Origin of the sequence: Acinetobacter sp. YH12099 (genome assembly GCF_013419195.1) — a bacterium.
Taxonomy (GTDB): Bacteria; Pseudomonadota; Gammaproteobacteria; order Pseudomonadales; family Moraxellaceae; genus Acinetobacter; species Acinetobacter towneri.
In genome coordinates this window covers 60,847-86,450 of sequence record NZ_VPAP01000007.1, presented here as the reverse complement: position 1 = coordinate 86,450, position 25,604 = coordinate 60,847, and the positions used below count along the sequence as shown (strand labels likewise).

Sequence of the window (25,604 nt, the reverse complement as noted above, 5' to 3'; positions counted from 1 at the left end):
AACCGATTTTCCTGCAACACCCAATAAAAAATACACTATTTTTACTGCGATAAAATCGCGCACCAATGCAGTGCCAATCTCGTATTTTTACTAAAAATCACGCATAAAAAAGGAGCATTTTTTGCTCCCTTTGAACTATTTTGATGCAGGTTTATCTTCTGCTGCTTTGACACGTATTCCATGACCATGCAGACGCAAAGTATTCAGCGCTTTAATGGCTTTTACTGCCTCACGTGCATGTGGCATTTCTACAAATGCAAAACCTTTAGATTTTCCTGTTGCAGCATCCAACACCAAATTACAAGATTCTACAGTGCCATATTCCTGAAAAAGCTTTAACAATTCTTCTTCAGTCACTGTACGCTCTAAACTACGAACTAAAATTTTCATCTTACAACCTTAAAATAGGCAAAAAACATCAAAAAGCACTCGCCTACTCTACTTTTTGCAGGAAACCTTGTGGCATAGTTTAATCGAGATCAATGCCAAAATCTAAATTAATCGCTTGGCGTTCCACCAAGGCACTTTTCACAGTTTGCTGACGGGTACGGTGATGAGTTTCCATCGTACACAACTGCCGTGTCAGATCATTCAAAAAATAACTGTCCAGTTTGCGCCCTTGTTCATCTACCGTATCACGCGCCCATAAATTAAAATTTTGCTTGGTTAAAATCAGTTCATTTTGGGCACGGGTCAAAGCCACGTACAGCACTCGACGTTCTTCTTCAATATCATCAAAACTGCCCTGCGCCCGTGCATGCGGGTACTGCCCTGCAGTCACATTCGCCACATAACAGACTTTTTGCTCCGTACCTTTGGCAGAATGGATGGTGATTAAAGTGACCACATCGGTATCGGACTGGCGTTCAATTTCAGAAATAGACACAGGATCGAGCACATATTCTTCTAAAAACTCACTTAACTGCGCATGCTTACCCGCCAGTTGTTGCACCAACTGAAAATCACCCTGACGACGATTCCAGTCTTTTTTATAGTTATCAGCCAATTGTTCCTGAATCGCTTCAATGCCTAAACCGACGCAAGCTGCAACTTCATGGCGTAAGACATCCATTTGCTTCATGATCAATAAAGTTTTTTCTGGCAAGCGTCCAAATTTTTCCAGCTTTTCAATCACCTTATCCATTGTGGGTTCAAGTAACAATTGCTGCGCCAACTTACTCGCACCGACATCACCCACGCCATTCCATAAAGTGAGAAAACGCATCCATGCAATATCATCTAAAGGATTGGCAATAACGCGCAATAAACTAAGTAAGTCTTTCACATGCGCAGTTTCCAAGAGCTTCATGCCGCCAATAAAACGATACGGCACACTTGCCGCAATACAGGCGGCTTCAATATGTCGCGCTGCAAAACTCGAACGCACCAAGACCATGTGATCTGACCACGGCGCGCCTTGCAAGAAATGTCGCTCTTTAATATCAATCGCAATCCATTTGGCTTCATCAAATTCATTCGGGAAAATATGCATTTTGGGTTTGATGCCATCACCACGATGCGCCTGCAACCGTTTGTTATAGCGAATCTCACTTTGATCTAACAACCAATTGGACAGGTCTAAAATTTCCTGCGTAGAACGGTAATTTTGCTCTAATTTGAAAATTTGAGCATTGGGTACGCGCTCTGTGAAATGATGAATATTTTCAAAATCTGCACCACGGAAACCATAAATCGATTGTGCATCATCGCCCACACAAAACAAACTGACCCGATCTTTTAAAGGCTCAAGCAAAGCCCATTGCAAAGGATTGGTGTCCTGCATTTCATCGACCAGAAGATGCTGACAAATTGACGCGACATAATCGACCAGACCTTCCGACTGCGCCAATGCCGATGCCACCACAGCCAAAATATCGTCATAATCGAGAAAGCCACGTGCACGTTTACGGCTTTCGTATTCCTGCATAATTTCAGCAATTTGATCTTTTAATGCCAAATATTCAGGCTGTTGCTTTTCTAAAGCCACACTCAGTTTTTGACGGGTATTCCGCGCAAAAGAATACAAATCACATAATTCTTGAGGCTTAGGCAACTGACTTGGATTTTTCTTATCATCTTTTCCGCGAATGAGGCGAAACATCATCAACTGATCATCACGATCAATAATAGAAAATTGTTCCAAGCCAAAAGCTTTAGGAATACGTCGTAACAAGTACATACAAAAAGTATGAAAGGTCGAAGCACGTAAGCCTTTGGCTTGCTCGCCCAGTGCCAACTCCACCCGTGCGACAATTTCACTCGCCGCACGGCGGGTAAAGGTCAAAATTTGAATTTGATTGGCTGGAATACCCTGATCAATCAAGTACGCTGCACGTGCCACAATGGTTTTGGTTTTGCCACAGCCTGCGCCAGCCAAGACCAGACTATGTTGATGTGCTGTCGTGGCTGCTTGTTTTTGCTGGGGATTCAATTCATAAATTAGGCTGGCTAAACTCATAGTGACTCATCGTACTGGGTGGATGAATAGTTTAACAGATCGGTTTAGGAATAAACCCATGAATATAAATGGCTCGGTTCATGCCTAAACACATACTTTTACACAAGCTCTATTGTAGAGATGTGGATAAGTACATGCTTATCCACATTATTTCCAGCCCAATTCTATGGCAGTGATTTCGTTAATACGTGTCTGTTGTAGCGAGTCAGGCATCTTACTTTTGTTTTGCGAAAGTGGCACATAAGCTGCCATCAGTTCAGCCTGTCGTTGTGGATATAACGGTTGCTGATTTGGGTCTGCATAACCAATCGGATAAATCGGCTGACCTGTGCTCAAATCATATTTATCTGTGGCACCAAAGGTATGCAGTAATTCATGCACCATCACCATGGTATTACGCTCACTGTGTGCAGCAGAAGCAAATAAATTCACCGAGCCAATTTTACCTTTTTGTAAAGCGGTGGAATGCTTCAAAATTTGAGTTTGACTCGGATCATAATAATTCAGGTACAGCGTCACGGTTGCCGTACCATCACTGCTTTGTCGTTGCTGCCAAGCGTAAAATCGGAACTTTAAACTCCAAAGTACAGTATTAAGTAGTGATGCCTGCTCAGGCACTTTTGGTGGCAACTGCTTTAATTCTCGCCCCTGTTTGAAATAAAGCGCAATGGGTTGCCCACGGTACTGCAAAGAAGCTTGTTTTAGATAGTCTTGAGCAGAATTTAAATTATTGATATTTAATGTATTGATATAGTTTTGGGTATTTGATCGTCCATCGGCATTGATTGGGTGTAACAATACGATGATGGGCTTATTCCAGTCTTGGTTCTGATCACGCCAAGCATTGACTGCGACGACCAGCAAAACCAGCAATAAGCATAAAATTCGGATTTTTTTCCACATACTTTAAATATCTTTAGGCAATCACTTTACCGAGTTTAATCTTATTATCTTTAAACTCGACCCCCACATCGGATTAAGATTCACAAAACCTCTCTGTTTTTTATTTTTCACATTTCAAATTATATGATTTAAAAAAATGCTGACCGAAGCCAGCATTTTGTAATTTGGATAATTAAGCCTCAACCCATTTACCATCTTGGTAAACCAATGACCATTTGGTTTGTTTGCCTTCAGGCGTTTCCGAACCAATATATTGCGCTTGATTCTTACGGCTGAATTTCACTAATGTTGGATTACCCTCTGGGTCTGCATCAGGTGCTTGCAAAATAAATTGATATTTTGGATCAAGCTGTTCTGCAACAGTACGCAATTCCGCGACTTTCGGTGCACGGGTTTCACGTACTTTCGGGAACTTACTGGCTGCCAAGAACAAGCCTGCTGCACCATCACGCAACACAAAGAAATCATCGTGTTTGGTTGAACGTAAATGTTCCATTTTAATTGGATCAACACGCGGTGGCGCAGGCTGACCATTCTTGAGTACTTTTCGCGTGTTTTCACAGCTGGTGCAGGCAAAATAAGGGCCAAAACGACCTGTTTTCAACTGCATTTCGCCATCGCACTTGTCACACGGAATGGTTGGGCCATCATAGCCTTTAATTTTGAACTCGCCTTCTTCTAGCTCAAAACCTGCACAGTCTGGGTTATTCCCACAAATGTGCAGTTTACGACCACCATCAATCACATAGCTGTCCATGGCAGTTTCGCAAATTGGACAGCGTTTTTTAGACATCAAATCTGCAGTTTCAGCGGTATCATCATCCGACAATACAGCAAGCGACTCGACAGGAGTTAGGTTCAGCGTTCCCTTGCAACGTTCTTTTGGCGGCAAGTTATAGCCTGAGCAGCCTAAGAATACGCCTGTCGTACCTGTACGAATCTGCATTGGTCGTGAGCATTCTTTACAATGTACTGCATCGACCTCTACAGGCAAGTTACGGCGCATGCCTTGTTCGCCCTGTGCATTGGTTAAACGCTGTTTGAAATCGCCATAAAAACTGTTAAGCAAATCTTTCCAGTTACGTTCTCCATCTGCAACTTTATCCAGCTGACCTTCCAAGTCTGCTGTAAAATCGTAGTTCATCAGGTTATTAAAACTTTCATCCAGACGATCTGTAACAATCTCACCCATTTTTTCGGCAAACAGACGACGGTTTTCCAGTTTGACATAACCACGGTCTTGAATAGTTGAAATAATCGCAGCATAGGTCGATGGACGTCCAATACCTTTTTTCTCAAGCTCTTTCACCAAAGAGGCTTCGGTAAAACGCGCAGGCGGTTTGGTAAAGTGTTGTGATGGATCAAGCTTCTCTAATTTAAGAATTTCACCGACTTTAACTGCAGGCAGTAACACATCATCATCCGATTTGTTTTGCCCACGCACTTTGGTAAAGCCATCAAAAACTAGCGTACGACCTTTGGCTTTTAACTCGACACCATTGGCATCAACCAAAATGGTCGATGATAAATATTCGGCTGGTGTCATTTGGCAAGCGACGAACTGACGCCAAATCAGATCATATAAACGCTGTGCATCGCGCTCTACACCCACCAAACTGTCGCCTTTAAGCGCAACATTAGATGGACGAATCGCTTCGTGCGCTTCTTGTGCGCCTGCTTTATTGCCATAACGATTTGGTTTAGCAGGCAGATATTTTTGACCAAACTCCGCTTCAATATGCGTACGCACCATATTGACCGCGTCATCACTCAGGAAGGTCGAGTCTGTACGCATATAGGTGATAAAACCTGCCTCATACAAACGCTGTGCTAGCATCATGGTTTTCTTGACTGAAAAACCAAGACGGGTACTCGCAGCCTGTTGCAGCGTTGACGTGATATACGGCGCACTTGGGTTGACTTTGGTCGGCTTATCTTCACGTGCAGATACGGTGTATTGCGCATCTTTAATCAAGTTCAGTAAAGCATCGGTTTCAGCTTTGTTGCGTAACTTGAGGGTTTTACCCGCTTGCTTAACCGCTTCTAGACGAATGTCATCTTTTTCAGATTTAGTATCTGCAAAGACTTGCCAATATTCTTCGGGTACAAAGGCGCGAATTTCACGCTCGCGCTCCACAACCAGCTTCACCGCAACTGACTGCACTCGTCCTGCCGATAAACCACGGGCAATTTTTTCCCAGAGCAGTGGCGAAATCATAAAACCCACCACGCGATCTAAGAAACGACGTGCCTGTTGGGCATTGACTTTGTTGGTATCTAAACGCGCAGGATGCTTAAAGGCTTCTTGAATCGCATTTTTGGTAATTTCGTTAAACACGACACGTTGATAACGTGAGTCATCTCCACCAATGACTTCTTTTAAGTGCCACGCAATCGCTTCCCCTTCACGGTCCAAGTCCGTTGCGAGATAGACTTCATCGACCTGCGATGCCAGTTTTTTTAATTCAGCGACTACATTTTCTTTGCCTGGCAGCACTTCATAGTGTGCTTTCCAGTCATGTTCAGGATCAACCCCCATACGGTTGACTAATGCTTGTTGAGCTTTTTCAGCTTTCTGAGCCTCGGTCAGTTTGGTTCGGGTGGTGGTTTTCTTTTCTGTGGTTTTTGCGCCACCACTGGTTGGCAAATCACGCACGTGACCGACCGAAGACTTCACAATGTAGTCCGAACCAAGATATTTATTGATTGTTTTCGCTTTTGCAGGCGACTCCACAATCACTAAAGCACGTTTGTGACCAGCTTCAGATTTGGCTGCAGTGCTTTTGGATGTGGACCGAGGAGCGTTCGCCATAAGTAACCGTATTTCCTATTTAATGGTTTAAAAATTAACGTTCAGCCAAGCTATGTAAAAAGGCTTTCATCTCATCTAATTGAGTTGCGCGAAGATCGGCTTCTTCATCCCAATAGATTCCTACACAGTTTGCCTGCATATCAATAGCATAAATGCCCTTTAATGCAATGGGTAAGCCTTGGAATTTCTCATCGCCATGCAACAGCTCTAGCTTTTGATCTGTCACTAAAGCACGCATTAACGGTAAACGTGCATCGGCAATGAGTACGCTGTAATACGCCACCATACTGGCACGTGATTCCGTAGCTTTGGGGATTTTTGTCCAATCAGGTGCAACCACCAAACGAGGGTGTAGTCCCATTTTTCGGGCTTTTTCACGCATCAATCCTAAAGCTTTTTCTCTTGGGCTGACACGCAGACCAAAAATAGAGCCCATCACAAATATAATGATGGCAACGGCAACCCAAATTCCAGTATTTTCCATAGTACAACCTTTCTATTCTTATATTAGAGTTGCATAAGCACAATATAAAACGCAAGTACCACCGACTAAAATCAACTGGCTTTATCAGAAGCTTATACTGTTTATGACAAAACTTCCGTATTAGGTTGTTCCATCAAACTTGTCTGAATTATTGTTGTATTCAAACAAGTTTTGTCTAGACTTGCCCAAGCCTCAATCAAGGAATCGTTATATATTAGTTTAGTACTTTCTTGCTTAACAATATTTTGCTTTATTAAAATATTGATAAAGTCTTGAGCCAATTGCTGAGCGTTTAACTTTAATACAGATTGAATCGAATTCAGTAAACTATTTAATTTTGCAGGTTTATTATTGCTAATTTTACTTAGATAATCACAATACTGTTTCACTCTTTGCAAGTGCGGCTTAATCTGAATTTCATCAACTGACGGTAAAGCTTTACTCAAAGCCTGTACCTCACCTTTTTCTCTAAATTTAAGAGCATCTTTCATCCGAGATAGCTCATAACTTACAGTCTGATCTTTAATTTGGATCAATTGATAATCTTTTAACTGCTCAATAATCTTTCTGGTATTGCTTGTATATCCTTTTAACCAAGACTTTAGAGCATTGTTTAATGAATTAAATTGTTTGGGTTGATTTTTTAAAAGTAATTGGATTGCAAACAGTAAAGGTTTCAGTTCATCAGAACTTAAATCAGTTTCTTGATTTATTAATTTGAACTCTTTGCTAGGTGAAGATAAGAGATCCCTTTTTAACTGTTGAGACTTAAAACCCATTACTGTCAATAAATCAACAATATATTCAATTTTCTTGTCATTAGACATTACATCAAATTCAACATTTGATTTATCCATTTGAATAGATAACTGACCAGCTAAGAAAGCTAATCCAAAATCTGCAGCATCTGGGCCAATCTTAGGCATTTTAATAAGAACAAGCTTTTTCTTGCTCACAAAATCAGAAAGCATCTGCAAACCATCTAAGCTTAAATTTATAGGTGATTTTGCATATACCAAATACACGAATTGATATTCAGATAAATATTTTAGAAGTTCTTTTTCTGATTTATGTAAATTTTCAATATCCAACAACAAGACTTTTTTCATACACTCTCACAATCTTTTAACTCAAGAACATCTCATGACTATATAGCACTTCATGTCCATTCCAATAAATATAGCCTTTTTCAATCAGTTCTTTGAGCAATAAACGAATATCAGACTTTGGAAATAACCGCTCTAGTAAATCACGCAACTCATAAATATCTTTCGGTTTTTCACCCTTTAGCTCACGTAACTTTTTGGCAACTTCCCATTGCACAGGGTCAATTTGGCTAAAGTTTTTAAATAAACTGTGCTGAGGATGTGGCTCTACGGCTTCAGTTTGCGCCACGATTGTAGAAGTGACTGTCGCCTCTTGCGTAGATTCTTCCACAGCATCCAAGTCAAGTTGAACCCACTGCTTCAGTACTTTTTTACGAAAGCTAATTTGCTCATCCACCCGCTTTACAATTTTCAGGTTCATCAACATACCAACCACATGCTGCACTTTGTCGGCCTCAAGTTGCAAAATATTGGCAATCGAGTTTTTTAAAGCCTCTACGTTGGTTGGCTTGCCTGACATTTTTGCCAACGCATCACAATACTTTTTTACCAACAGCAATTCAGGTTTGTTGCGAATTGCCATTGGGCTTGGTAAACGATTTTTGCTTTTCCCAGACTGCGTTTCAGGCTGAATATGAATCAGGTGACAGGCAATTTCAGATGCTTGCAACATTTCCATTAAAATCTGAATACTATCAGCCGCAGAAATCACTTCAACTTGTGTTTCTGGCTCTAGCAGTGCCATCAGTTGCCCAACTACCACTGCATATTCAAACTCTTTAAACTCTGCGCGCGGGCTGTCTAAAATCATAAGTTGACCCGTACTGATCCAGCCAGCGAGTTCAGTTAAATCCTGCAAGTTATATTCAAATTTTCCTGCACAATTAAACAGATACACACTCGGATGATGCTCAATAATTTCTCGCAACAAAGTCGCGGTAGGCTGGTTGTTTTCAAGGTCAAGTAACACAACTTTAAAGGACATAAACTTTAGCGGACACAATAGGGTTTAAAAGATTCAGGCACAGCAGCCGAGCATTACAGCGGGAAGTACAGCAAAGGTCAAATTAAAATCAGCACGGAAACCAATACCGTTGATTAAGTACGATTGATTAATAGTGTGGTGGGCGATTGGTCATCGGGTCAAATGGTGCAATCCCATCCGACAAATCTGCCGACTCTACCCGCTGATATAACAACTGCATTTGTTTCTTTAAATCAGCAATTTCCAGACTTTGATGAACCACTTGTTCATTCAATTGCTCAACTAAATCGTCCAAAAATGCAATTCGCACTTGCAAATCTTCAATGGGTGCGGAAAATGACGCCTGATCATCTATACTTTGTTTAGTCATTTCAAATCCTCATTTGAGATTTTTTAGGAAACACTATGGCCTATATTACTTTAAGGGATGTCCAACTCGCATTTGGTGGACCTGCCTTGCTCGACGGCGCGAATTTTAACCTAGAACGTGGCGAACGAGTGTGTTTGATTGGCCGTAATGGAGAAGGTAAGTCTACTCTACTTAAACTGATTGAAGGAAGTTTACTGCCCGATGCAGGTGAAGTGTCTATTCAAAATGGCATCACCATTGCCATGTTGGCGCAAGATGTGCCCATGGATTCAGGCAAAGTCGCCGATATTGTTGCTGATGGTGCAGGCGAAGCTGCTGCAGTATTAAAAGCCTATCACGAAGCCAGTGATGCCTGTGTATTGGGCGATATGGATGCCTGTGACCGTATGGGGAACTTGCAACACAAGCTAGATCAGCTTGATGGCTGGGCGCTAGAAAATAAGGTCAATGCCATTTTAAGTAAAATGGGACTTGATCCAAATGCCGACTTGGCCGATTTATCGGGTGGACGTAAACGTCGTGTGTTGTTGGCACGTGCCCTACTCACCCAACCTGACGTATTGTTGCTAGATGAGCCGACCAACCACTTAGATGTGGAAAGTATTGAATGGCTAGAAAAATTTTTACTCGATCAAAATAATTTAACTCTACTGTTTATTTCGCATGACCGTGCTTTTGTCGATAGTATCGCCACCCGCATTGTCGAGTTAGATCGTGGTGTATTACGCAGCTACGAAGGCAACTATTCGCGTTATTTAGATTTAAAAGCGCAGCAACTTGAAGCTGAAGAAAAACAAAATGCGCTGTTTGATAAAAAACTGGCCGAAGAAGAAGCATGGATTCGTCAAGGCATTAAAGCACGTCGTACCCGCAACGAAGGACGTGTGCGTGCTTTAAAAGCCTTACGTGAAGAATCCAAAGCACGTCGCTTCCAACAAGGCAAAGTCAATATGGCAGCGCAGGAAGCCAATCGCTCAGGTAAACTGGTCTTTGATATTGAACATTTACAAGTGGCCTTTGGCAATCAAGCTCCAATTATCAAAGACTTTTCAACATTGGTATTACGTGGCGACCGTATTGGTTTAGTTGGTGATAACGGTGTCGGTAAAACCACTCTGATTAAAGCCATTTTAGGTGAAATTGAGCATGGTGGCTCTGTCAAAACAGGCACACAACTGGAAATTGCCTATTTCGACCAATTACGCAATGTCTTGGATTTGGAAAAGTCGGTCAAAGATAACGTGTCTGAAGGTTCAGATTTTGTTGATGTGAACGGACAACGTCGTCATATCTATAGTTATTTACAAGACTTTTTATTCTCACCAGAACGTGCACGCACGCCGGTTAAAGCTTTGTCTGGCGGTGAACGCAACCGTATTTTACTGGCAAAATTACTACTCAAACCATCTAACCTAATTGTGATGGATGAGCCGACCAACGACTTAGATATGGTCACTTTAGAGTTGCTTGAGGAAATGCTCAGCGACTATAAGGGTACTTTATTGCTGATTTCACACGACCGTGCTTTTATGGACAACGTGGTGACCTCGACTTGGGTATTTGATGGCAAAGGCAATATTGATGAATATATTGGCGGCTATCAGGACTACTTGCAGCAACGCCCAGACCAAACTGTAGTTGATCAAAAAAGTGATGTTAAAAAAGCCGTTGCCAAAGCCGAAGCAGCTGCAGCAGCGCCAACGGCCAAAAAAGTAAAATTGAGCTATAAAGATCAACGTGCTTTAGAGCAGTTGCCAGGTGAAATTGAAGCACTGGAACAGGAACAAACCGAATTGGCTGAAAAACTGGCGGATGGTTCTTGGTTTGTAACAGATGCCAATGCAGCCACCAAAGCCTCACAGCGTTTGGCTGAAATTGATGAAGAACTGCTGAAAAAACTAGAGCGTTGGGACGAACTGGAAAACTTAGCGAATGGTAACTAAGCATATTGGCTTAAGTGATTATTCCTAACTTTTTAAGCACAGGACTTGTCCCCAATACCAAAGCTTTGCAAAACCATTTTAAGCATCTTTCCCATTGGACGTATGCTTTTAAATTTTAAAATCGGTTCGTGCTAAACTGCAACGATACAACACTTTACACGGTCATTATGAGTCAACACACTGAATATCCACCAGGCGAATTTCAATGGTCTTTCCTGTTGCCAAAATATTGGGGCATCTGGATTGGCATTGTCTACCTGATGATTTTAGCCATTTTGCCGTGGGCGATTCAGTATCGTTTGGCGCAGCTTTTAGGCAATCTTGCCTTTAACAGCATGAAGTCACGTCGCGTAACTACGTTACGCAATTTGGAAGTGTGTTTTCCTGAATGGAGCGAGGCTGAAGTACATGAAAATGCTCGCCAAGTCTTTGTTGATCAAATGCTGGGCGTATTTGAAACCTTAAATGCATGGTACTGTCCACAGTGGTTTAAAGGACGCACTCAGGTTGAAGGTTTGGAACATATTCAGCAAGCCCAAGCAGATGGTCGCGGGGTTTTATTGTTAGGCACACATTCTACTCTGCTAGATGCAGGTGGCTATGTCTGTGCACAATATTTTGACCCCGATGTGGTCTATCGTCCACAAAACAATCCCTTACTGGACATGCTGATTTACCGTTGTCGCGCCACCATTTACGGTCATCAAATTGACCACGATGACATGCGTGGTTTAATCCGCTACTTAAAAAATGGTCGTGCCATTTGGTATAGCCCAGATCAGGACTTTGGTTTAAAACAAGGTGTTATGGCGCCATTTTTTGGCGTGCCTGCTGCGACAGTTACAGCGCATCGTCGTTTACTTAAAATGACCAAAGCCGCAGCAATTCCGTTATATTTTTACCGTACAGGTGAGCTTTCCAACCCTCAATATAAAGTCTTGATTGAACCTGAACTGCTGGATTTCCCAAGCGCAGATGAAGTTGCAGATGCAACGCGCACCAATTTCATTATTGAGCAGCAATTACGGATCGCTCCTACCCAATATATGTGGTTTCATCGTCGGTTTAAGAGCCGCCCCGAAGGTTATGACAGTATTTACTAATCTGTACGGCAGAAGGAAAGATTCATGAAAGTCATGCAGTTATTACCCGAATTAAACAGTGGCGGTGTAGAACGCGGTACGCTCGAAATCGCCCGAGCCTTGGTCGCTCAAGGACATACGTCATTGGTGGTGTCGAATGGCGGACGGATGGTTAACCAACTCGAAGCTGAAGGTTCCACTCATTTAAAGTTAGCCATCCACAAAAAATCATTATCAAGCTTGTGGCAAATCCGTCCTTTACGCCAACTGATTATGCAACATCAACCTGATATTGTGCATGTACGTTCCCGCGTACCTGCATGGCTAACTCATTTTTCCCTAAAAGGTATTCCAGCCGAAAAACGTCCACACTTAATTTCAACTGTACATGGTTTTTATTCAGTTAACCGTTACAGCCAAATTATGACCCAAGCGGAAAAAGTGATCGCAGTTTCTGACAGTGTAGTCAAATACATTCGTGATCATTATCAAAACTGTCCACCTGAAGATATTGTCCGTATTTATCGTGGAATTGACCCTGCTGCATTTCCGCACGGGTATCAACCTTCGGCACAATGGATGCAACAAACCTATCAAGATTTCCCAGAACTTGAACATAAGTTTTTAATTTGTTTGCCGGGACGTATCACCCGCTTAAAAGGTCATGAAACATTGATTGATCTAATTGCGAAATTAAAAACCCAGTATCCACAGATTCATGCTGTTGTTGTAGGCGGTGCAGATGTTAAAAAAGCAGCTTATTTACAGGAACTGGAACGCAATATTCGGGATAAACATCTGACCGAAGCGATAACCTTTGTTGGACACCGTTCTGACATTCGCGAGTGGCTTGCGTTTAGCGATATTGTACTTTCACTTTCCAATCAGGCGGAAACCTTTGGACGCACTGCACTTGAGGCTTTATCTGTAGGAACACCTGTGATTGGCTGGAACCGTGGTGGTGTGGCTGAAATTTTGTCACAACTGTATCCGCAAGGGCTCATCGCAGCAGATGACCAAGTGGCTTTATTCAATGCAGTGCAATTGCATCTGGAAATACCGCAAAGTGTCACCCCTGTTGAATTGTTCAGCTTGGCAGATATGTGTCATCAAACCTTAGATTTATATCAGCAAGTTTTGCAGTCAAAACACACCTAAAGCCTTAAAACTGAATCGAGCTGATTGAAATTTAATTTGTTTAAAAACAATGAGAATGAAAAAATAAGCCCTAAAAAATCATCGCCCGAGTTCTACATCCTGTAAAACTCGGGCTCATGAGGTTGTGCTTTCAAAACTTATTGTTATTTTATTGTATGGCGTTCCTTACCTACATCATATCCTTGATGTTTATCCGTCAGCGTCGTCTTCCTTAATGGGATATTCCGTTCCCGAGTCCTTGTGCTGATGAATTAATCTTAACCAGATCAGTCAGAATAAACCATGCGTCATGTGCCTAAATCCGTGTAAGCCATTTCGTACACTTTTCGTTTAATTTCTAAACCGATTTATCCTGTGCTTTATACGGTTGTGCAATTTCATCGGTCACCAGTTTTTCTTCTCGCTCTGCTTTTTCAATCCCCTCCTGAATCGCCTGTTGTGCTTCCTGCTCATCGGCATCAGTTTGGGGCAGCTCTTCCTGAATTCGATCAAACACCCGCCCAGTTTGCAATACCACATACACAGGAAAATGGTCTGAACCGATATGCGCCAAACGCTGCATATCCACCAATGCAAAATCGGTACTATGAAATACATGGTCTAATGACCAACGCAGTAAAGGATAATCGGCATGAAAGGTATTGATATAGTGCCGCCCTACGCGCGGGTCGAGCAAGCCACTGATTCTTTGAAACAAGCGCGTAGTCCGCGACCACGCCACATCGTTTAAATCACCCATTACGATACAGCTTTCATCTAAATCTTTGATTTGATCGCCTACAATCAACAATTCGGCATCTCTTAAAACTGAATCTTTGGCTTCGGTAGGACTTGGTGGTTTAGGATGCAAACAATACAACTGTACAGGCTGCCCCGAAGGCAAAATCACACTGGTATGAATGGATGGAATTTCATCGCTGAGAATAAATTTGATCTCAGTGTCTTTTAATGGCAAACGGCTATACAAATGCATGCCATATAAATTATCTAAAGGCACAGCGACCCGATAAGGATAATCGGCTTCAATCACAGACAAGGCTTTCTGCCATGCCAAATCAGTTTCTAAAGTCAATACCAAGTCTGGTTTTAAGGCTTGAATATGTTCAATCAACAGATGATATTTCTGATTTGGTGTCAGAACATTGGACACGATTAATGAAATTTGTTTTTCAGGATTTAGCTGTTCTGGACGAACTTGTTTGACCTGTTTTTTCCACAGCAAGGTGTAGGGCAAGACCATTTTGAGCTGATAAGCCAAAGCCGCAATCAGTCCAATTAAAATCACTTGGCTAGACACATCCCACGTCTGCTCCCAAATCAGTAGCAAAACAAAGGCAATGATGCCTAAAACCAAGATCTGTAAACGTGGAAAATCTGCGCCCCGAATCCACCATTCATCACGTGGAATCAGTGACCAAAAACTTAACCAAATGACTAATATTGCAAGCCCTTTTACCCAAATCATCTTGCTTTACTCTTTTGTATTTTTTGTCGTTTTTACATGAAAACCAAAGTTATCAATTTTGTATGTAACACAAACAAGAGATTTCACTCAATAATACTCATGTTTTGTTCATGTAATGCTTGCAGTTGCGCCCCCTTTTGATAGACTTATATTCCTTTATTGTTTTTTAACGCACCGAGGCAAAGTGGCATGAAAGTAGGTCTGGTCGGTTGGCGCGGGATGGTGGGTTCCGTCCTTATGCAACGTATGGTTGAAGAAAATGATTTTGCTCATTTTGAACCATTCTATTTCTCTACCAGTAATGCTGGTGGTGAAGCACCAGCATTTGGTGGTAAGACTGCCCCAGCACTTATGGATGCAACAGATATTGAAAGTCTGAAGCAAATGGATGTCATTATTACCTGTCAAGGTGGTGATTACACTTCTGCCGTTTTCCCGAAGCTTAAAGCTGAAGGATGGAATGGTTACTGGATTGATGCTGCATCTACCCTACGTATGGATGATGAAGCGATTATCGTACTTGATCCAGTCAACATGAATGTCATTAAAGATGGCTTGGTGAATGGCACCAAAACATTTGTGGGCGGTAACTGTACTGTTTCACTCATGTTGATGGGCTTGGGTTCATTATTCCAAAACAATTTGGTGGAATGGGCAACTTCAATGACCTATCAAGCAGCTTCTGGTGCAGGTGCGCAAAACATGCGTGAGCTGATCACAGGCATGGGCTACTTGTATAACAACACCAAAGACTTGTTGGATGACCCACGTTCACCAATTTTAGACATCGACTCTAAAATTGCCGAATTACAACGCAGCGAAGGTTTCCCATCGGCAAACTTTGGTGTGCCTTTAGCGGGTTCTCTCATTCCATATATCGACAAACAGCTTGAAAGCGGTCAGTCAAAAGAAGAATGGAAAGGTCAGGTTGAAACCAACAAGATTTTAGGCAATCAGCAGATTGTTCCAATTGATGGTCACTGTGTGCGTATTGGCGCAATGCGTTGTCACTCTCAGGCAATCACATTGAAGCTGAAAAAAGACGTTCCACTGAACGAAATTGAAGATATGATTCGTCAATCAAGCCAATGGGCAAAAGTGGTACCAAATACACGCGAAGCATCAATGACCGATCTTACCCCAGTTGCAGTTACAGGGACTTTAACAGTACCTGTTGGTCGTTTACGCAAAATGAACATGGGTAAAGAATACCTTGGTGCATTCACTGTAGGTGACCAATTACTTTGGGGCGCAGCAGAGCCATTACGTCGTATGTTACGCATCTTAATTGATTACAAAAATGCTTAAGCTTCGTCTTGAGCACTGAATCATTTTTGATTCTGTGATCAATCTCAACAAGCCAGTCAAATTTGACTGGCTTTTTTATGTAATCAACGTGTTAATATTTTACAATCGACCTACAACTCGCTACTCTATCCTTTTCGCCTTGCGATAAATGACCGAGCTAACAATTAAGATGACTGTATATAACAAATTAAAGATCGCCATTTTATCTATTTTGGCTTCACAGCAAATGTATGCAATGAATGTTGACCCGATTCAAATTCAGTCAACAACTGGGGAATTGCTCTATGCCGAAATCAACTTTCGTCAATCCAATATTAATGAACCGATTGATGTAAGTTTGGCTACAGCAGAAGATTTAATGTCTATTGGTGCAAGCCATCGTCCACCGGGCCATCTTAACTTTTTTACCCGCCGCAATGGCAATGGTACAGGGGTCATTACCATTACCTCCTCACGACCTTTGACAGAGTCTGAGCTTAATATTGTGGTTAAAATTAAAGAAGGCAATGCAACTCGTTTACAGCATATTCGTACACCATTAAAGCGCAGCACACCTGCCCCGCTCGCCACAACGCAGCGCAGTAATGAACAGGCTTTAACCCCTGTGATGATCGTGAATGAGCAAGATATTGCCTTAAATTTACCTGTAAGTACTCATTACCAAGTTGAGACACCAAAGGCGATTGAGCGCAATGCATTTGAAGCACCACTTACCATTCAACGCAGTGCTCCTCCTGCTCTCAATCAACAGCAAGTGACTGTAGTACAAACTGCACCAAGCCGCAGCACAACACCAAGTAACACCGTGGTTAACACAACACCAGAGCAACAAGTCAGCAATTCCACAACACCTAAAACGACGACCACAACATCCTCTGTGACTGTGGCACAACAATCGGCTGATCCTTTGGTTCAAAAATTTGCTGCCGAACAGCGTGCAAAACAAGCAGCTCAAGCTAAACCCGAATCACCAGCCAGCAAAGCTGCTCAAACAGCAACAACCAAAGCAAAACCAAGCGTGACAGCACCAAACAAGACTCAACATGTGGTGCAATCAAATGAGTCTTTATGGGCAATTGCCTCACGTATTGCGGGTGAAAATAACCAGCCTGTTGCAAAAGTCATGCAACAAATTAAAGCCAATAATGAGCATGCTTTTATTCAGGGAGATGCCAATCGTTTACGTCGTGGTGCAACCCTAAACCTACAGACACAAGCAGGTACAAAAGCCCAGAAAAAAGCAACGATTCCAGTGCCTGAACAAGCCACTGCAGCACAATCTGGCAAAGCCAAATATCGTTTGAATCAGGCTGAAATGAGCCTTGTCGCTGAAAATCAACAAGACTCCACCCATAGTTCTGCGAAAAAGAACACACAATCCACACAAACTTCGGGTGACTTGTCATTAAAAGTTATGACATCCCGCGAGAAAACCGTTAAATTACAAAAGAACGTAACAGAATTAGAATTGGCATTACGTCAGAAGGATCACAGAATTCAATTACTCAATGCGCGCTTGGCTGAACTGCAACAACAATTGCAAAAACAACAAGCAGCAAATAAGCCAAAACACTAAATGTTACTTACAATGATTTTTTTGGGATATAAGGTCAAACCCGCACCACATCCTCAAGGGGTATAAACATGCTGATTTATGTGATTCCGTTTATTTTGCTACTGGTGATCGCAATTTTCTTGAAAAAGCGTGAAGCAAGTAAAGAAGCTGAACCAACCACCAAAAAAGCAGCAACGCCAGCAAAAAGTAGTGCAAAAAAAACCACGACTACAAAAAAAACGGCACAAAAATCAGTTGCTGTTGAAGATGTGGTACCTGCAGCACAGCACTCTACCCCTGTACCTGTTAAAATTCAGACGAATATTGAAAATCTGATTAAGGAACGTAATTTCTTTGCTGCAGAAGCACAGATCAATCAGGCCTTAAAACGCGATAATTCTTTACACGGTCTGTATTTATTCTTGCTCGACATTCATTTACAGCAAAAAGATGAGTTTGCGATTGATCAATTGCTGAATCATTTACGCTCTTTAGAGTTAGATGATATTTTGACGCAGGCCGAAGCGAAAAAGGCCAGCTATGTACGTGAGAGCATTGAAGAAAAATCAGCTGACGAGACCTCTCAATCCGCTTCTAATGCTAGCTTAGACTTCACTGCACCATCTAGCACACCTAATCAAACTGCATCATTTGACCAGTTACAACACGAATTAACTTCAAATAAAACTACAGATACTGCAGCTGGCTTAGAATTTGATACCTCATCATTAAACTTAAGCCCTGCTGCACCTGTAGAAAAAGCAGCTGAGCCTGAAGTAAAAGCAGAACCTGCGGCACTGGATTTTAATTTCTCACTCGATTCCACAGCAGCAGAAGCAAAAACTGAAGCGCCTGCAATTACAGCTGAACCAAGTGTAAGCCCTGCAGAGGAAGTTAAACCGCTCGACTTCACGTTTGATTTAACACCAAGTCCAGCTGAAACCACAGTAGCACCAGAAACAGCAGCCCCAGAATCAACAATAAGTGAAGCTGCTGCAGTCGAAGCCCCAAGTCTAGACTTCAATTTTTCTACACCAGAAAGTGCACCTGCAGTTGAAGCAAAAGCTGAACCTGCAACGCCTGATTTTAATTTCACATTTGACAGTGCGCCTGCTGAGGAAACCAACCTTCAGCCTGCAATTGAACCTGAAGTCATTGCTGCACCAAGTATTGCACTTGAACCTGCTGCAACCGTTGTCAGCACAGATGTTGATCTAAATGATCCATTGGTGAAATCATTCCCAGACTTATCTCAAGTAGATGAAATTCAGTTGAATTTAGACTTGGCGAGCCAATATGTGGAATTGGGCGCTTATGATGCTGCGAAAGCTTTACTTAGCGAACAAGGCGCAAATTATTCTGCTGAACAACGCCAACGTGCCGATCAGTTACTGAATCAAATCGCTTCTTAATTCAAATCAGATTAAGATAAAGCAGTCATTCTTGACTGCTTTTTTTATGATGAAAAAAATTGCGTTAATCTATATGGGCGGCACTTTTGGCTGTGTCGGTGAACCACTAAGCCCAATGCCTGCCGAGCAATTCCTGCCACGCTTGGCACAGGTCTTGCCCCTAAATTTAGAGATTGAATGTTTTGTTGCCCCTGTCATTAAAGACAGTAGTGCCTGCACAGCAGCAGACTGGTTACAGCTCATTCAATATATTCAAAAATTACAACAAGATAATTTTCAACATTTCGTCATTTTACATGGGACCGACACCCTCAGCTACGCCTGTGCAGTCTTGGCACGTTTTTTAGCGCAAAGTACCCATGTCATTCTCACGGGTAGCCAATATCCCTTACTCAATGCCCAAGGCACAGATACCCGTGAATTTAGTGATGCCTTGGACAACCTGAATTTTGCTTTACAACAGATTCATCAAGTGACTCAGGGCGTATATCTCGCCTTCCATCATCAACTGATTCATGCCGCAACGGCACTGAAACAACACACCACCGAGTTAAATGCATTTATAGGTCAATCCGCTTTGGTTTGCACGGAGAGCAAATCGCAGAATGAGCCAGCATTCAACATTAGCTCTCAACATATTGAAAAAGCCCAGCACTTTAACTGCCTGAATTGGATGTTGCAGCCAATTGCCATTTCTGCTTTGGTCGATAATTTAAAAGCCTTACAGCAACATCCCCCACACTGCCTGATTTTACAGAGTTATGGCACAGGCAATATGGCAGTCAATGCCGAAGTGATTGCGTTAATTCAGGCCTTGCAAGCTCAACAATGTGCCGTCATTCTCACCACACAAGTCACTTTTGGTGGCATGCAACAACGCTATGCGATCAGCCAGTGGTTACAGGACAGTAAAATTTTAATCAGTGATTGCCAAAGTCACGCAGATCTTTATGCCAAAGCCTTAAAAATGTATTTACAATACGACAGCCTTGCACAGTGGTATGCGCATTGGCAGTCTTCAGTGTGATTTGAGGTGATTATGCAGCGTTTTGCAATCGGAATTGAGTTTTGTGGCATTCGGTATCGGGGTTGGCAAACCCAGCAAGCAGGCGTACCTAGTGTGCAGGAAACCATTGAAAAAGTTCTGAGCAAAATTGCCGATGAACCCATTATTTTACATGGTGCAGGACGTACCGATGCAGGCGTGCATGCAACCAATATGGTGGCACATTTTGATACGCATGCCATTCGCCCTGAACGCGGTTGGTTGATGGGTGCCAACAGCCAACTACCCAAAGACATTGCAATTCAATGGATTAAAACGATGGATATGGACTTCCATGCTCGTTTTAAGGCTCAGGCACGGCGTTATCGCTATGTCGTGTATAACAATCCACAACGCCCTGCCTTGCTGCACAAACAAGTCACTCACGCTTATTATCCCTTAGATGTCGATAAAATGATTGCGGCTGCGCAGAAATTTGAAGGGACACATAATTTTGAAAGCTTTCGTGCCGCAGCGTGTCAGTCCAATCAGCCTGTCCGTCATGTCAGCCATTGCCGCTTAATTCGTCACGGCAATTATTTAGTGTTAGATATTCAAGCCGATGGTTTTTTGCATCACATGGTTCGCAATATCATGGGTTGTCTATTGGAGATCGGGCAAGGTTTGTATGACATTGCACATATTGACCAAATTTTTGCAGCTCAAGACCGTAAAGCAGCAGGAATTACTGCCCCGCCAGATGGCTTGTATTTTATTCAGGCACATTATCCTGAACAGTATGATTTACCGAAAGTTCCTTTAGGGCCACATTGGTTAAACATGCCGGAATAATTTAATCCCTCCCGACCTCCCTTTTCCAAAGAGAGGAGCTCCATTTCGAGGCGTTAAAAACGAAAGTCCCCCCCTTTGAAAAAGGGGGATTTAGGGAGGATTCTGTTTAGGAAAGGTTTTAAATTTTCAAACTTAACGCTGTTTACGTTTTCTATATTCCACTGGAGTTTCATTGGTCCAGCGTTTAAAAGCACGATAAAAAGTACTTGGCTCTGAAAAACCCGTTAAGTACACAATCCGCTCCACGCTTTCATTGGTATTCGATAATAATCGTTTAGCCAAACGACATCGATAATCGGACAGAATTTGCTGAAAACTGGTATTGGCTTCACTCAATTGGGTACGCAAACGACGTGGCGTGATATTCAATTGTGCCGCCACTGTTTCTAGTGTCGTTTCTCCACTTTCTAAGGTCGAACCAATGGCACGGCGCACTTCACCAACCAAATCATAACGCGCCAGTTCCTGCAGTTTTTCCAATGCCAACTGTTCGTGTAATTGCAATAACTCAGGTTCTGCCTGCCACAGTGGATAATCCAAAATACTCGGATCAAAATACAAACGCGTTTCTTTCTGCCCCAAACTCACAGGACATTCAAAGACACGGAAATATTCATCATCTGCAGCACCATCACTAAAGTTAAAGTCAATATAAATAGGCTGAAAACGACCTTCGGTAATGAATTTAAAGAAGCGTAAAACACCCGACATGGCGCATTCAGAAAAATGACGATTGACGATATTTTCTGACCACGGCTGCACGCCATTGGTTAAATAGCAGCGTCCATCTTCCACCACCAATTTGGCATCAAAAGCATCACTAATCAGGCGTTGATAAGCCAAAGCACGTTTTAGGCCTTCACCAAAGTTTTCTGAAGAAATAAACAAATGTTCAATCACTTGCCCGCGATAAAGTGGCAAATGCTCCCCCAGATGTAAACCAATATCAGGGTCTTTACTGACTTCCTCAGCCGCAACCCAAAACGCATATTGTGCATTTAAAGGCGTACGTTCATTGGCTTCGACCTGATTTAAGGCCACACCTGCTTTTGTTAAAATATCTTCGGCTGGCAACCCCGCACGACGAATCGCTTGGTAGCCTAAACGCAATACAACCGATGCATCAGTTAGCTGACCCACGCAAAAACCTTCCTTGTATGTACTTCATTTATACTTAAAAAGATTGAAATTAGATTAACTGCGATTGACCAAACTGACAACCTACCCAAGCCCATTTTTACAGAAAAAGTATAAACCGATGATTCGCTTATTTTACTAACAGATGTGCTGTGTATAGGGTAAAGCATCTTGTTTTTTTCAGAAAAATTGCCTATAATTTGCGCCTTTCCAATTTGATACTCAGGTAGGCTATGGCCAATAAAGAGGAACTCATCGAGTTCGAAGGCGTTGTCACCGAAACGCTTCCTAATACTATGTTTCGTGTACGTTTAGAAAACGGTCATGAAGTGATTGCTCACATTTCTGGTAAAATGCGTAAACACTATATTCGTATTTTAACAGGCGACAGTGTGAAAGTTGAAATGACACCTTACGACTTAACCAAGGGTCGCATCACTTATCGCGCACGCTAAGTTTTAGAGTAAGCTAAAGCCACTTTCGGAGTGGCTTTTTTACGTTCACTTAAAAAAATTCTGTTTAGCCTTTAATTCGTCCCCGCCGCTTATCGAATCACCACATTCTTTTCTTGCATTGCCTTCTACAATAAAGTTTTGAGCAAGGGAGAAAAAGCATGTTATTTCGATCCTGCGTTGCTTGTATAACAGGTCTTTTTGCGCTCAGTTTAGTGGCGTGTAGTAGTAATCCACCGCATTCCACTTTAAACCGCGATGCGTATTTACAGCAATTTATTGGTCAATCTAGCCAATATATCCTGACCCATTTGCAATTAAGCCAAATTGGCTATCAACAGCTTGGTACAGCTCAAGCTACCCCTCAATTGCTACATTACCGTATCATTATTCGTCCTGTACGTGTTCCGATCCCTATGGCGCAGCATCCCACTACAGGTATTGGTGCTGTTCCGTTAAATATCGGTATCCCGAGTCATGAAAGTTACGATGTTGCACTGACTTGTGATTTGTATTTTCGCCTACAGCAGGGTATTGCTACCGCAGTGTATGTTTCGGGACAACGCTGTTAAGTCTCCTAGCTAAAACACTCTGAAAGTACAAAACCAATAAAAAAACGCAGCCCGAAGACTGCGTTTAATGATTTGATTTTGAGCTGTAAGCGATAGGTTAAATCGCTTAAATTTTTAGTTGAGTGCCGTAACGACTGCTTGACCCATTTCAACAGTACCAACTTTATTCATGCCTTCAGACATAATATCGGCAGTACGTAAACCTTGATCTAATACATTGCCTACTGCATCTTCAATGGCTTTTGCTGCCGCTTCTTCGCGGAAGGTGTAACGTAACATCATTGCCACAGAAAGAATGGTTGCCAATGGGTTTGCCAAGTTTTGACCTGCGATATCTGGCGCTGAACCATGGCAAGGCTCATACATACCTTTGCCATTTTCGTCTAAAGATGCAGATGGCAACATACCAATAGAACCTGTCAACATCGCCGCTTCATCAGACAAGATGTCACCAAACAAGTTACCTGTCACCAATACGTCAAATTGTTTTGGCGCGCGTACCAATTGCATCGCTGCGTTATCGACATACATGTGCGACAAGTTGATTTCTGGGTACTGTTCTGCATGTAACTGAGTCACGGTTTGCTTCCACAATTCAGTCACTTCCAGTACGTTGGCTTTATCCACCGAACATACTTTACCGCCACGCAATTTCGCCATTTCAAACGCTACTTTTGCAATGCGTTTGATTTCTGACTCAGCATATACGTCGGTATTAAAACCTTGTTTTTCACCATTTTCTAATTCACGGATACCACGTGGCTGACCGAAATAGATACCACCTGTCAATTCACGCACGATTAAGATATCTAAGCCTGATACGATTTCAGGTTTTAAGCTTGAAGCATCTGCCAATTGTGGATACAAAATTGCAGGACGTAAGTTAGCAAATAAATTGAGTTCTGAACGCAATTTTAATAAGCCACGCTCTGGACGGATTGAACGCTCAATGTTGTCCCATTTTGGACCACCAACTGCACCCAATAAAATTGCATCGGCTTTTTTCGCTTGCTCAGATGTCACTGCTGGGTACGGTTCGCCATGTGCATCAATTGCAGAACCACCCAATAAACCTTGTTCCCAAGTCAAACCCAAATTGAATTTTTCATTGACACGTGTCAGCACTTGTTCAGCAGCTTTCACAATTTCTGGACCAATGCCGTCACCAGCTAAAATCAAAATATGTTTTGACATGAGAGTTTCCATTGTTCATGACAGTCAAAGACTGTGGGATTAAATTTTTTGTTCTACAAACTCACCCAAGCCATTTAAGACATTGTAGGGTTTGCAAAAACGTCGAATGGTTTTGTTGTTTTGCACCAAATCTACACATAAAGGATCTGGCGCAGACACATTTAATAAGCTGCCTTTAGTACGACTTCGATCACGATACATTCTAAAGGTATATTTTTGCTTGGCATTAAACTTATGAATTACATGCAGTTTTTCTGCACGATCTTTAGAAATGGGATAAAAGCGAATCACCAATTCATGTTGTTTAGGCGGTACAGATAAATACAAGGCATTGGATTTATTTAAGGATGATTCCTGTAAACGCACTAAACCCTCCTGAATGGCAGCACGTGTAACACGATGTTTTTCTGCATCGACAATTGTGACCGTATTTAAACGCTCAAACTCACAATCATCTGTACCCGCACAGTAAATCAGTGCATTGGATTTGCTTTGTTCAGTTTCTTTCACCTGTTTAATGCGTGCTGTATTCCACGTTTGGCATGCGCTTAGCATGGTGATACATAATCCAATGACAGCAAGCCGACCGAAAATTTTAGTCATTGTTCGCGCCCAACCTCACCTGTTAGATACAAAATATAAAAATTATTATGTGCCGATGTTAGCAAGAGTTAGGCAGCGATGCTATGACAAATTTCAGCGAATTTATGCCTGAATTTCGGCAAAAACCCATGGACGCGACTGCTTAGTTTTCTCTTCATAAGCACGAATGTCATCGGCTGCTTGTAATGTTAAGCCAATATCATCCAAACCATTCAATAAACAGTGTTTACGGAATGGATCTACTTCAAATTTAAATGCCGTACCGCTTGGTGTACGTACTTCTTGTGCGTCCAAGTCGATGGTTAATTGATAGCCTTCAGTCGCCGCACACTCTTTAAATAATTGCTCGACCTGCTCTTCAGACAAGATCACAGGCAACATGCCGTTTTTAAAGCAGTTATTGAAGAAAATATCGGCAAAGCTTGGTGCAATAACGGTACGGAAACCATATTCATTCAATGCCCAAGGTGCGTGCTCACGGCTTGAACCACAACCAAAGTTGGCACGTGAAATTAAGATTGAAGCACCCTGATAACGCGGCTGATTCAATACAAACTCAGTATTAATCGGACGTTTTGAGTTGTCCTGACCCGGATAACCTTCATCTAAATAACGCAATTCATCAAATAAGTTATCGCCAAAACCTGTACGTTTGATAGATTTCAAAAACTGTTTTGGAATGATTAAGTCTGTATCGACATTGGCACGGTCTAATGGTGCAACGATACCTTGTTCAACGGTATATTTTTTCATGTTTAATTCTCACTG

At 42.1% G+C, this 25,604-nt stretch carries 23 protein-coding genes; 10 read left to right on the top strand and 13 right to left on the bottom strand.

The window, feature by feature from the left end:
- Positions 1 to 135 precede the first annotated feature (135 nt).
- The 8 genes from FTU39_RS06285 to FTU39_RS06250 all read right to left on the bottom strand — a co-directional run bounded on the left by FTU39_RS06285 (position 136) and on the right by FTU39_RS06250 (position 9,118).
- Positions 136 to 390 (bottom strand): RNA-binding protein, encoded by a 255-nt coding sequence (locus tag FTU39_RS06285; RefSeq protein ID WP_004976139.1) that lies wholly within the window; start codon positions 388 to 390, stop codon positions 136 to 138.
- 79 nt (positions 391 to 469) lie between these two features.
- Positions 470 to 2,458 (bottom strand): ATP-dependent helicase, encoded by a 1,989-nt coding sequence (locus FTU39_RS06280; RefSeq protein WP_180051883.1) that lies wholly within the window; start codon positions 2,456 to 2,458, stop codon positions 470 to 472.
- Positions 2,459 to 2,605: 147 nt separating this feature from the next.
- Positions 2,606 to 3,361, bottom strand: coding sequence for a hypothetical protein (locus FTU39_RS06275; RefSeq protein ID WP_180051882.1), 756 nt, complete (start codon positions 3,359 to 3,361; stop codon positions 2,606 to 2,608).
- Between the two features lie 172 nt (positions 3,362 to 3,533).
- Positions 3,534 to 6,173: a type I DNA topoisomerase gene (topA, locus tag FTU39_RS06270; RefSeq protein ID WP_180051881.1), complete on the bottom strand. Its 2,640-nt coding sequence runs from the start codon at positions 6,171 to 6,173 to the stop codon at positions 3,534 to 3,536.
- A 34-nt stretch (positions 6,174 to 6,207) separates the two neighbouring features.
- On the bottom strand, positions 6,208 to 6,657 hold the full coding sequence (locus tag FTU39_RS06265; RefSeq protein ID WP_004976129.1) for an ammonium transporter: 450 nt from the start codon (positions 6,655 to 6,657) through the stop codon (positions 6,208 to 6,210).
- A 101-nt stretch (positions 6,658 to 6,758) separates the two neighbouring features.
- Entirely contained in the window at positions 6,759 to 7,766 is a 1,008-nt protein-coding gene (locus FTU39_RS06260) for a PIN domain-containing protein (protein WP_096901707.1), read from the bottom strand.
- Between the two features lie 16 nt (positions 7,767 to 7,782).
- Positions 7,783 to 8,748 (bottom strand): hypothetical protein, encoded by a 966-nt coding sequence (locus tag FTU39_RS06255; protein WP_004976124.1) that lies wholly within the window; start codon positions 8,746 to 8,748, stop codon positions 7,783 to 7,785.
- A gap of 127 nt (positions 8,749 to 8,875) precedes the next feature.
- Entirely contained in the window at positions 8,876 to 9,118 is a 243-nt protein-coding gene (locus tag FTU39_RS06250; RefSeq protein ID WP_004976120.1) for a SlyX family protein, read from the bottom strand.
- Between the two features lie 35 nt (positions 9,119 to 9,153).
- Between FTU39_RS06250 and FTU39_RS06245 the strand changes: the two genes are divergently transcribed.
- The 3 genes from FTU39_RS06245 (at position 9,154) to FTU39_RS06235 (ending at position 13,301) form a co-directional block, all read left to right on the top strand.
- A complete protein-coding gene (locus FTU39_RS06245) occupies positions 9,154 to 11,061 on the top strand; it encodes an ATP-binding cassette domain-containing protein (protein WP_179990480.1) in 1,908 nt (635 codons plus the stop codon).
- A gap of 167 nt (positions 11,062 to 11,228) precedes the next feature.
- Positions 11,229 to 12,164 (top strand): lauroyl acyltransferase, encoded by a 936-nt coding sequence (locus tag FTU39_RS06240; protein ID WP_180051880.1) that lies wholly within the window; start codon positions 11,229 to 11,231, stop codon positions 12,162 to 12,164.
- A gap of 24 nt (positions 12,165 to 12,188) precedes the next feature.
- Positions 12,189 to 13,301 carry a glycosyltransferase family 4 protein gene (locus FTU39_RS06235; RefSeq protein WP_004976117.1) on the top strand — a complete coding sequence of 371 codons (1,113 nt, stop codon included), beginning with the start codon at positions 12,189 to 12,191 and terminating at the stop codon, positions 13,299 to 13,301.
- A gap of 337 nt (positions 13,302 to 13,638) precedes the next feature.
- On the opposite strand, the gene FTU39_RS06230 is transcribed toward FTU39_RS06235, so the two are convergent.
- Positions 13,639 to 14,766, bottom strand: coding sequence for an endonuclease/exonuclease/phosphatase family protein (locus FTU39_RS06230; protein WP_180051879.1), 1,128 nt, complete (start codon positions 14,764 to 14,766; stop codon positions 13,639 to 13,641).
- A 189-nt stretch (positions 14,767 to 14,955) separates the two neighbouring features.
- On the opposite strand from FTU39_RS06230, the gene asd reads away from it, so the two are divergent.
- The 5 genes from asd to truA all read left to right on the top strand — a co-directional run bounded on the left by asd (position 14,956) and on the right by truA (position 20,878).
- Positions 14,956 to 16,074 (top strand): aspartate-semialdehyde dehydrogenase, encoded by a 1,119-nt coding sequence (asd, locus tag FTU39_RS06225; RefSeq protein ID WP_180051878.1) that lies wholly within the window; start codon positions 14,956 to 14,958, stop codon positions 16,072 to 16,074.
- A 169-nt stretch (positions 16,075 to 16,243) separates the two neighbouring features.
- A complete protein-coding gene (locus FTU39_RS06220; RefSeq protein ID WP_257224398.1) occupies positions 16,244 to 17,650 on the top strand; it encodes a FimV family protein in 1,407 nt (468 codons plus the stop codon).
- A gap of 68 nt (positions 17,651 to 17,718) precedes the next feature.
- On the top strand, positions 17,719 to 19,041 hold the full coding sequence (locus FTU39_RS06215; RefSeq protein WP_180051876.1) for a fimbrial protein FimV: 1,323 nt from the start codon (positions 17,719 to 17,721) through the stop codon (positions 19,039 to 19,041).
- Between the two features lie 46 nt (positions 19,042 to 19,087).
- On the top strand, positions 19,088 to 20,068 hold the full coding sequence (locus FTU39_RS06210; RefSeq protein WP_154321069.1) for an asparaginase: 981 nt from the start codon (positions 19,088 to 19,090) through the stop codon (positions 20,066 to 20,068).
- 12 nt (positions 20,069 to 20,080) lie between these two features.
- Entirely contained in the window at positions 20,081 to 20,878 is a 798-nt protein-coding gene (gene truA, locus FTU39_RS06205; protein ID WP_154321070.1) for a tRNA pseudouridine(38-40) synthase TruA, read from the top strand.
- Positions 20,879 to 21,010: 132 nt separating this feature from the next.
- Here truA and FTU39_RS06200 read toward each other — a convergent pair whose 3' ends face one another.
- Positions 21,011 to 22,018: an AraC family transcriptional regulator gene (locus FTU39_RS06200; protein ID WP_131261054.1), complete on the bottom strand. Its 1,008-nt coding sequence runs from the start codon at positions 22,016 to 22,018 to the stop codon at positions 21,011 to 21,013.
- A 230-nt stretch (positions 22,019 to 22,248) separates the two neighbouring features.
- On the opposite strand from FTU39_RS06200, the gene infA reads away from it, so the two are divergent.
- Together infA and FTU39_RS06190 are read left to right on the top strand one after the other, a co-directional pair.
- Positions 22,249 to 22,470 carry a translation initiation factor IF-1 gene (gene infA, locus FTU39_RS06195; protein WP_001284370.1) on the top strand — a complete coding sequence of 74 codons (222 nt, stop codon included), beginning with the start codon at positions 22,249 to 22,251 and terminating at the stop codon, positions 22,468 to 22,470.
- 158 nt (positions 22,471 to 22,628) lie between these two features.
- Positions 22,629 to 23,039 (top strand): hypothetical protein, encoded by a 411-nt coding sequence (locus tag FTU39_RS06190; RefSeq protein ID WP_167845758.1) that lies wholly within the window; start codon positions 22,629 to 22,631, stop codon positions 23,037 to 23,039.
- Between the two features lie 114 nt (positions 23,040 to 23,153).
- Here FTU39_RS06190 and leuB read toward each other — a convergent pair whose 3' ends face one another.
- The 3 genes from leuB to leuD all read right to left on the bottom strand — a co-directional run bounded on the left by leuB (position 23,154) and on the right by leuD (position 25,589).
- A complete protein-coding gene (leuB, locus tag FTU39_RS06185; RefSeq protein ID WP_004976098.1) occupies positions 23,154 to 24,233 on the bottom strand; it encodes a 3-isopropylmalate dehydrogenase in 1,080 nt (359 codons plus the stop codon).
- Between the two features lie 39 nt (positions 24,234 to 24,272).
- Positions 24,273 to 24,836, bottom strand: coding sequence for a hypothetical protein (locus FTU39_RS06180; protein WP_154321072.1), 564 nt, complete (start codon positions 24,834 to 24,836; stop codon positions 24,273 to 24,275).
- 102 nt (positions 24,837 to 24,938) lie between these two features.
- Positions 24,939 to 25,589 (bottom strand): 3-isopropylmalate dehydratase small subunit, encoded by a 651-nt coding sequence (gene leuD, locus FTU39_RS06175; protein ID WP_004976094.1) that lies wholly within the window; start codon positions 25,587 to 25,589, stop codon positions 24,939 to 24,941.
- Positions 25,590 to 25,604: the final 15 nt, after the last annotated feature.

What these genes read in the sequence shown, in the direction of transcription:
- FTU39_RS06275 (WP_180051882.1), bottom strand. Translation starts at nt 3,361, where the DNA reads ATGTGGAAAAAAATCCGAATTTTATGCTTATTGCTGGTTTTGCTGGTC.
- asd (WP_180051878.1), top strand. Translation starts at nt 14,956, where the DNA reads ATGAAAGTAGGTCTGGTCGGTTGGCGCGGGATGGTGGGTTCCGTCCTT.
- FTU39_RS06210 (WP_154321069.1), top strand. Translation starts at nt 19,088, where the DNA reads ATGATGAAAAAAATTGCGTTAATCTATATGGGCGGCACTTTTGGCTGT.
- FTU39_RS06260 (WP_096901707.1), bottom strand. Translation starts at nt 7,766, where the DNA reads ATGAAAAAAGTCTTGTTGTTGGATATTGAAAATTTACATAAATCAGAA.
- FTU39_RS06285 (WP_004976139.1), bottom strand. Translation starts at nt 390, where the DNA reads ATGAAAATTTTAGTTCGTAGTTTAGAGCGTACAGTGACTGAAGAAGAA.
- FTU39_RS06265 (WP_004976129.1), bottom strand. Translation starts at nt 6,657, where the DNA reads ATGGAAAATACTGGAATTTGGGTTGCCGTTGCCATCATTATATTTGTG.
- FTU39_RS06235 (WP_004976117.1), top strand. Translation starts at nt 12,189, where the DNA reads ATGAAAGTCATGCAGTTATTACCCGAATTAAACAGTGGCGGTGTAGAA.
- leuB (WP_004976098.1), bottom strand. Translation starts at nt 24,233, where the DNA reads ATGTCAAAACATATTTTGATTTTAGCTGGTGACGGCATTGGTCCAGAA.
- FTU39_RS06240 (WP_180051880.1), top strand. Translation starts at nt 11,229, where the DNA reads ATGAGTCAACACACTGAATATCCACCAGGCGAATTTCAATGGTCTTTC.
- truA (WP_154321070.1), top strand. Translation starts at nt 20,081, where the DNA reads ATGCAGCGTTTTGCAATCGGAATTGAGTTTTGTGGCATTCGGTATCGG.
- FTU39_RS06180 (WP_154321072.1), bottom strand. Translation starts at nt 24,836, where the DNA reads ATGACTAAAATTTTCGGTCGGCTTGCTGTCATTGGATTATGTATCACC.
- topA (WP_180051881.1), bottom strand. Translation starts at nt 6,173, where the DNA reads ATGGCGAACGCTCCTCGGTCCACATCCAAAAGCACTGCAGCCAAATCT.
- FTU39_RS06250 (WP_004976120.1), bottom strand. Translation starts at nt 9,118, where the DNA reads ATGACTAAACAAAGTATAGATGATCAGGCGTCATTTTCCGCACCCATT.
- FTU39_RS06255 (WP_004976124.1), bottom strand. Translation starts at nt 8,748, where the DNA reads ATGTCCTTTAAAGTTGTGTTACTTGACCTTGAAAACAACCAGCCTACC.
- leuD (WP_004976094.1), bottom strand. Translation starts at nt 25,589, where the DNA reads ATGAAAAAATATACCGTTGAACAAGGTATCGTTGCACCATTAGACCGT.
- infA (WP_001284370.1), top strand. Translation starts at nt 22,249, where the DNA reads ATGGCCAATAAAGAGGAACTCATCGAGTTCGAAGGCGTTGTCACCGAA.
- FTU39_RS06215 (WP_180051876.1), top strand. Translation starts at nt 17,719, where the DNA reads ATGCTGATTTATGTGATTCCGTTTATTTTGCTACTGGTGATCGCAATT.
- FTU39_RS06280 (WP_180051883.1), bottom strand. Translation starts at nt 2,458, where the DNA reads ATGAGTTTAGCCAGCCTAATTTATGAATTGAATCCCCAGCAAAAACAA.
- FTU39_RS06245 (WP_179990480.1), top strand. Translation starts at nt 9,154, where the DNA reads ATGGCCTATATTACTTTAAGGGATGTCCAACTCGCATTTGGTGGACCT.
- FTU39_RS06230 (WP_180051879.1), bottom strand. Translation starts at nt 14,766, where the DNA reads ATGATTTGGGTAAAAGGGCTTGCAATATTAGTCATTTGGTTAAGTTTT.
- FTU39_RS06190 (WP_167845758.1), top strand. Translation starts at nt 22,629, where the DNA reads ATGTTATTTCGATCCTGCGTTGCTTGTATAACAGGTCTTTTTGCGCTC.
- FTU39_RS06220 (WP_257224398.1), top strand. Translation starts at nt 16,244, where the DNA reads ATGACTGTATATAACAAATTAAAGATCGCCATTTTATCTATTTTGGCT.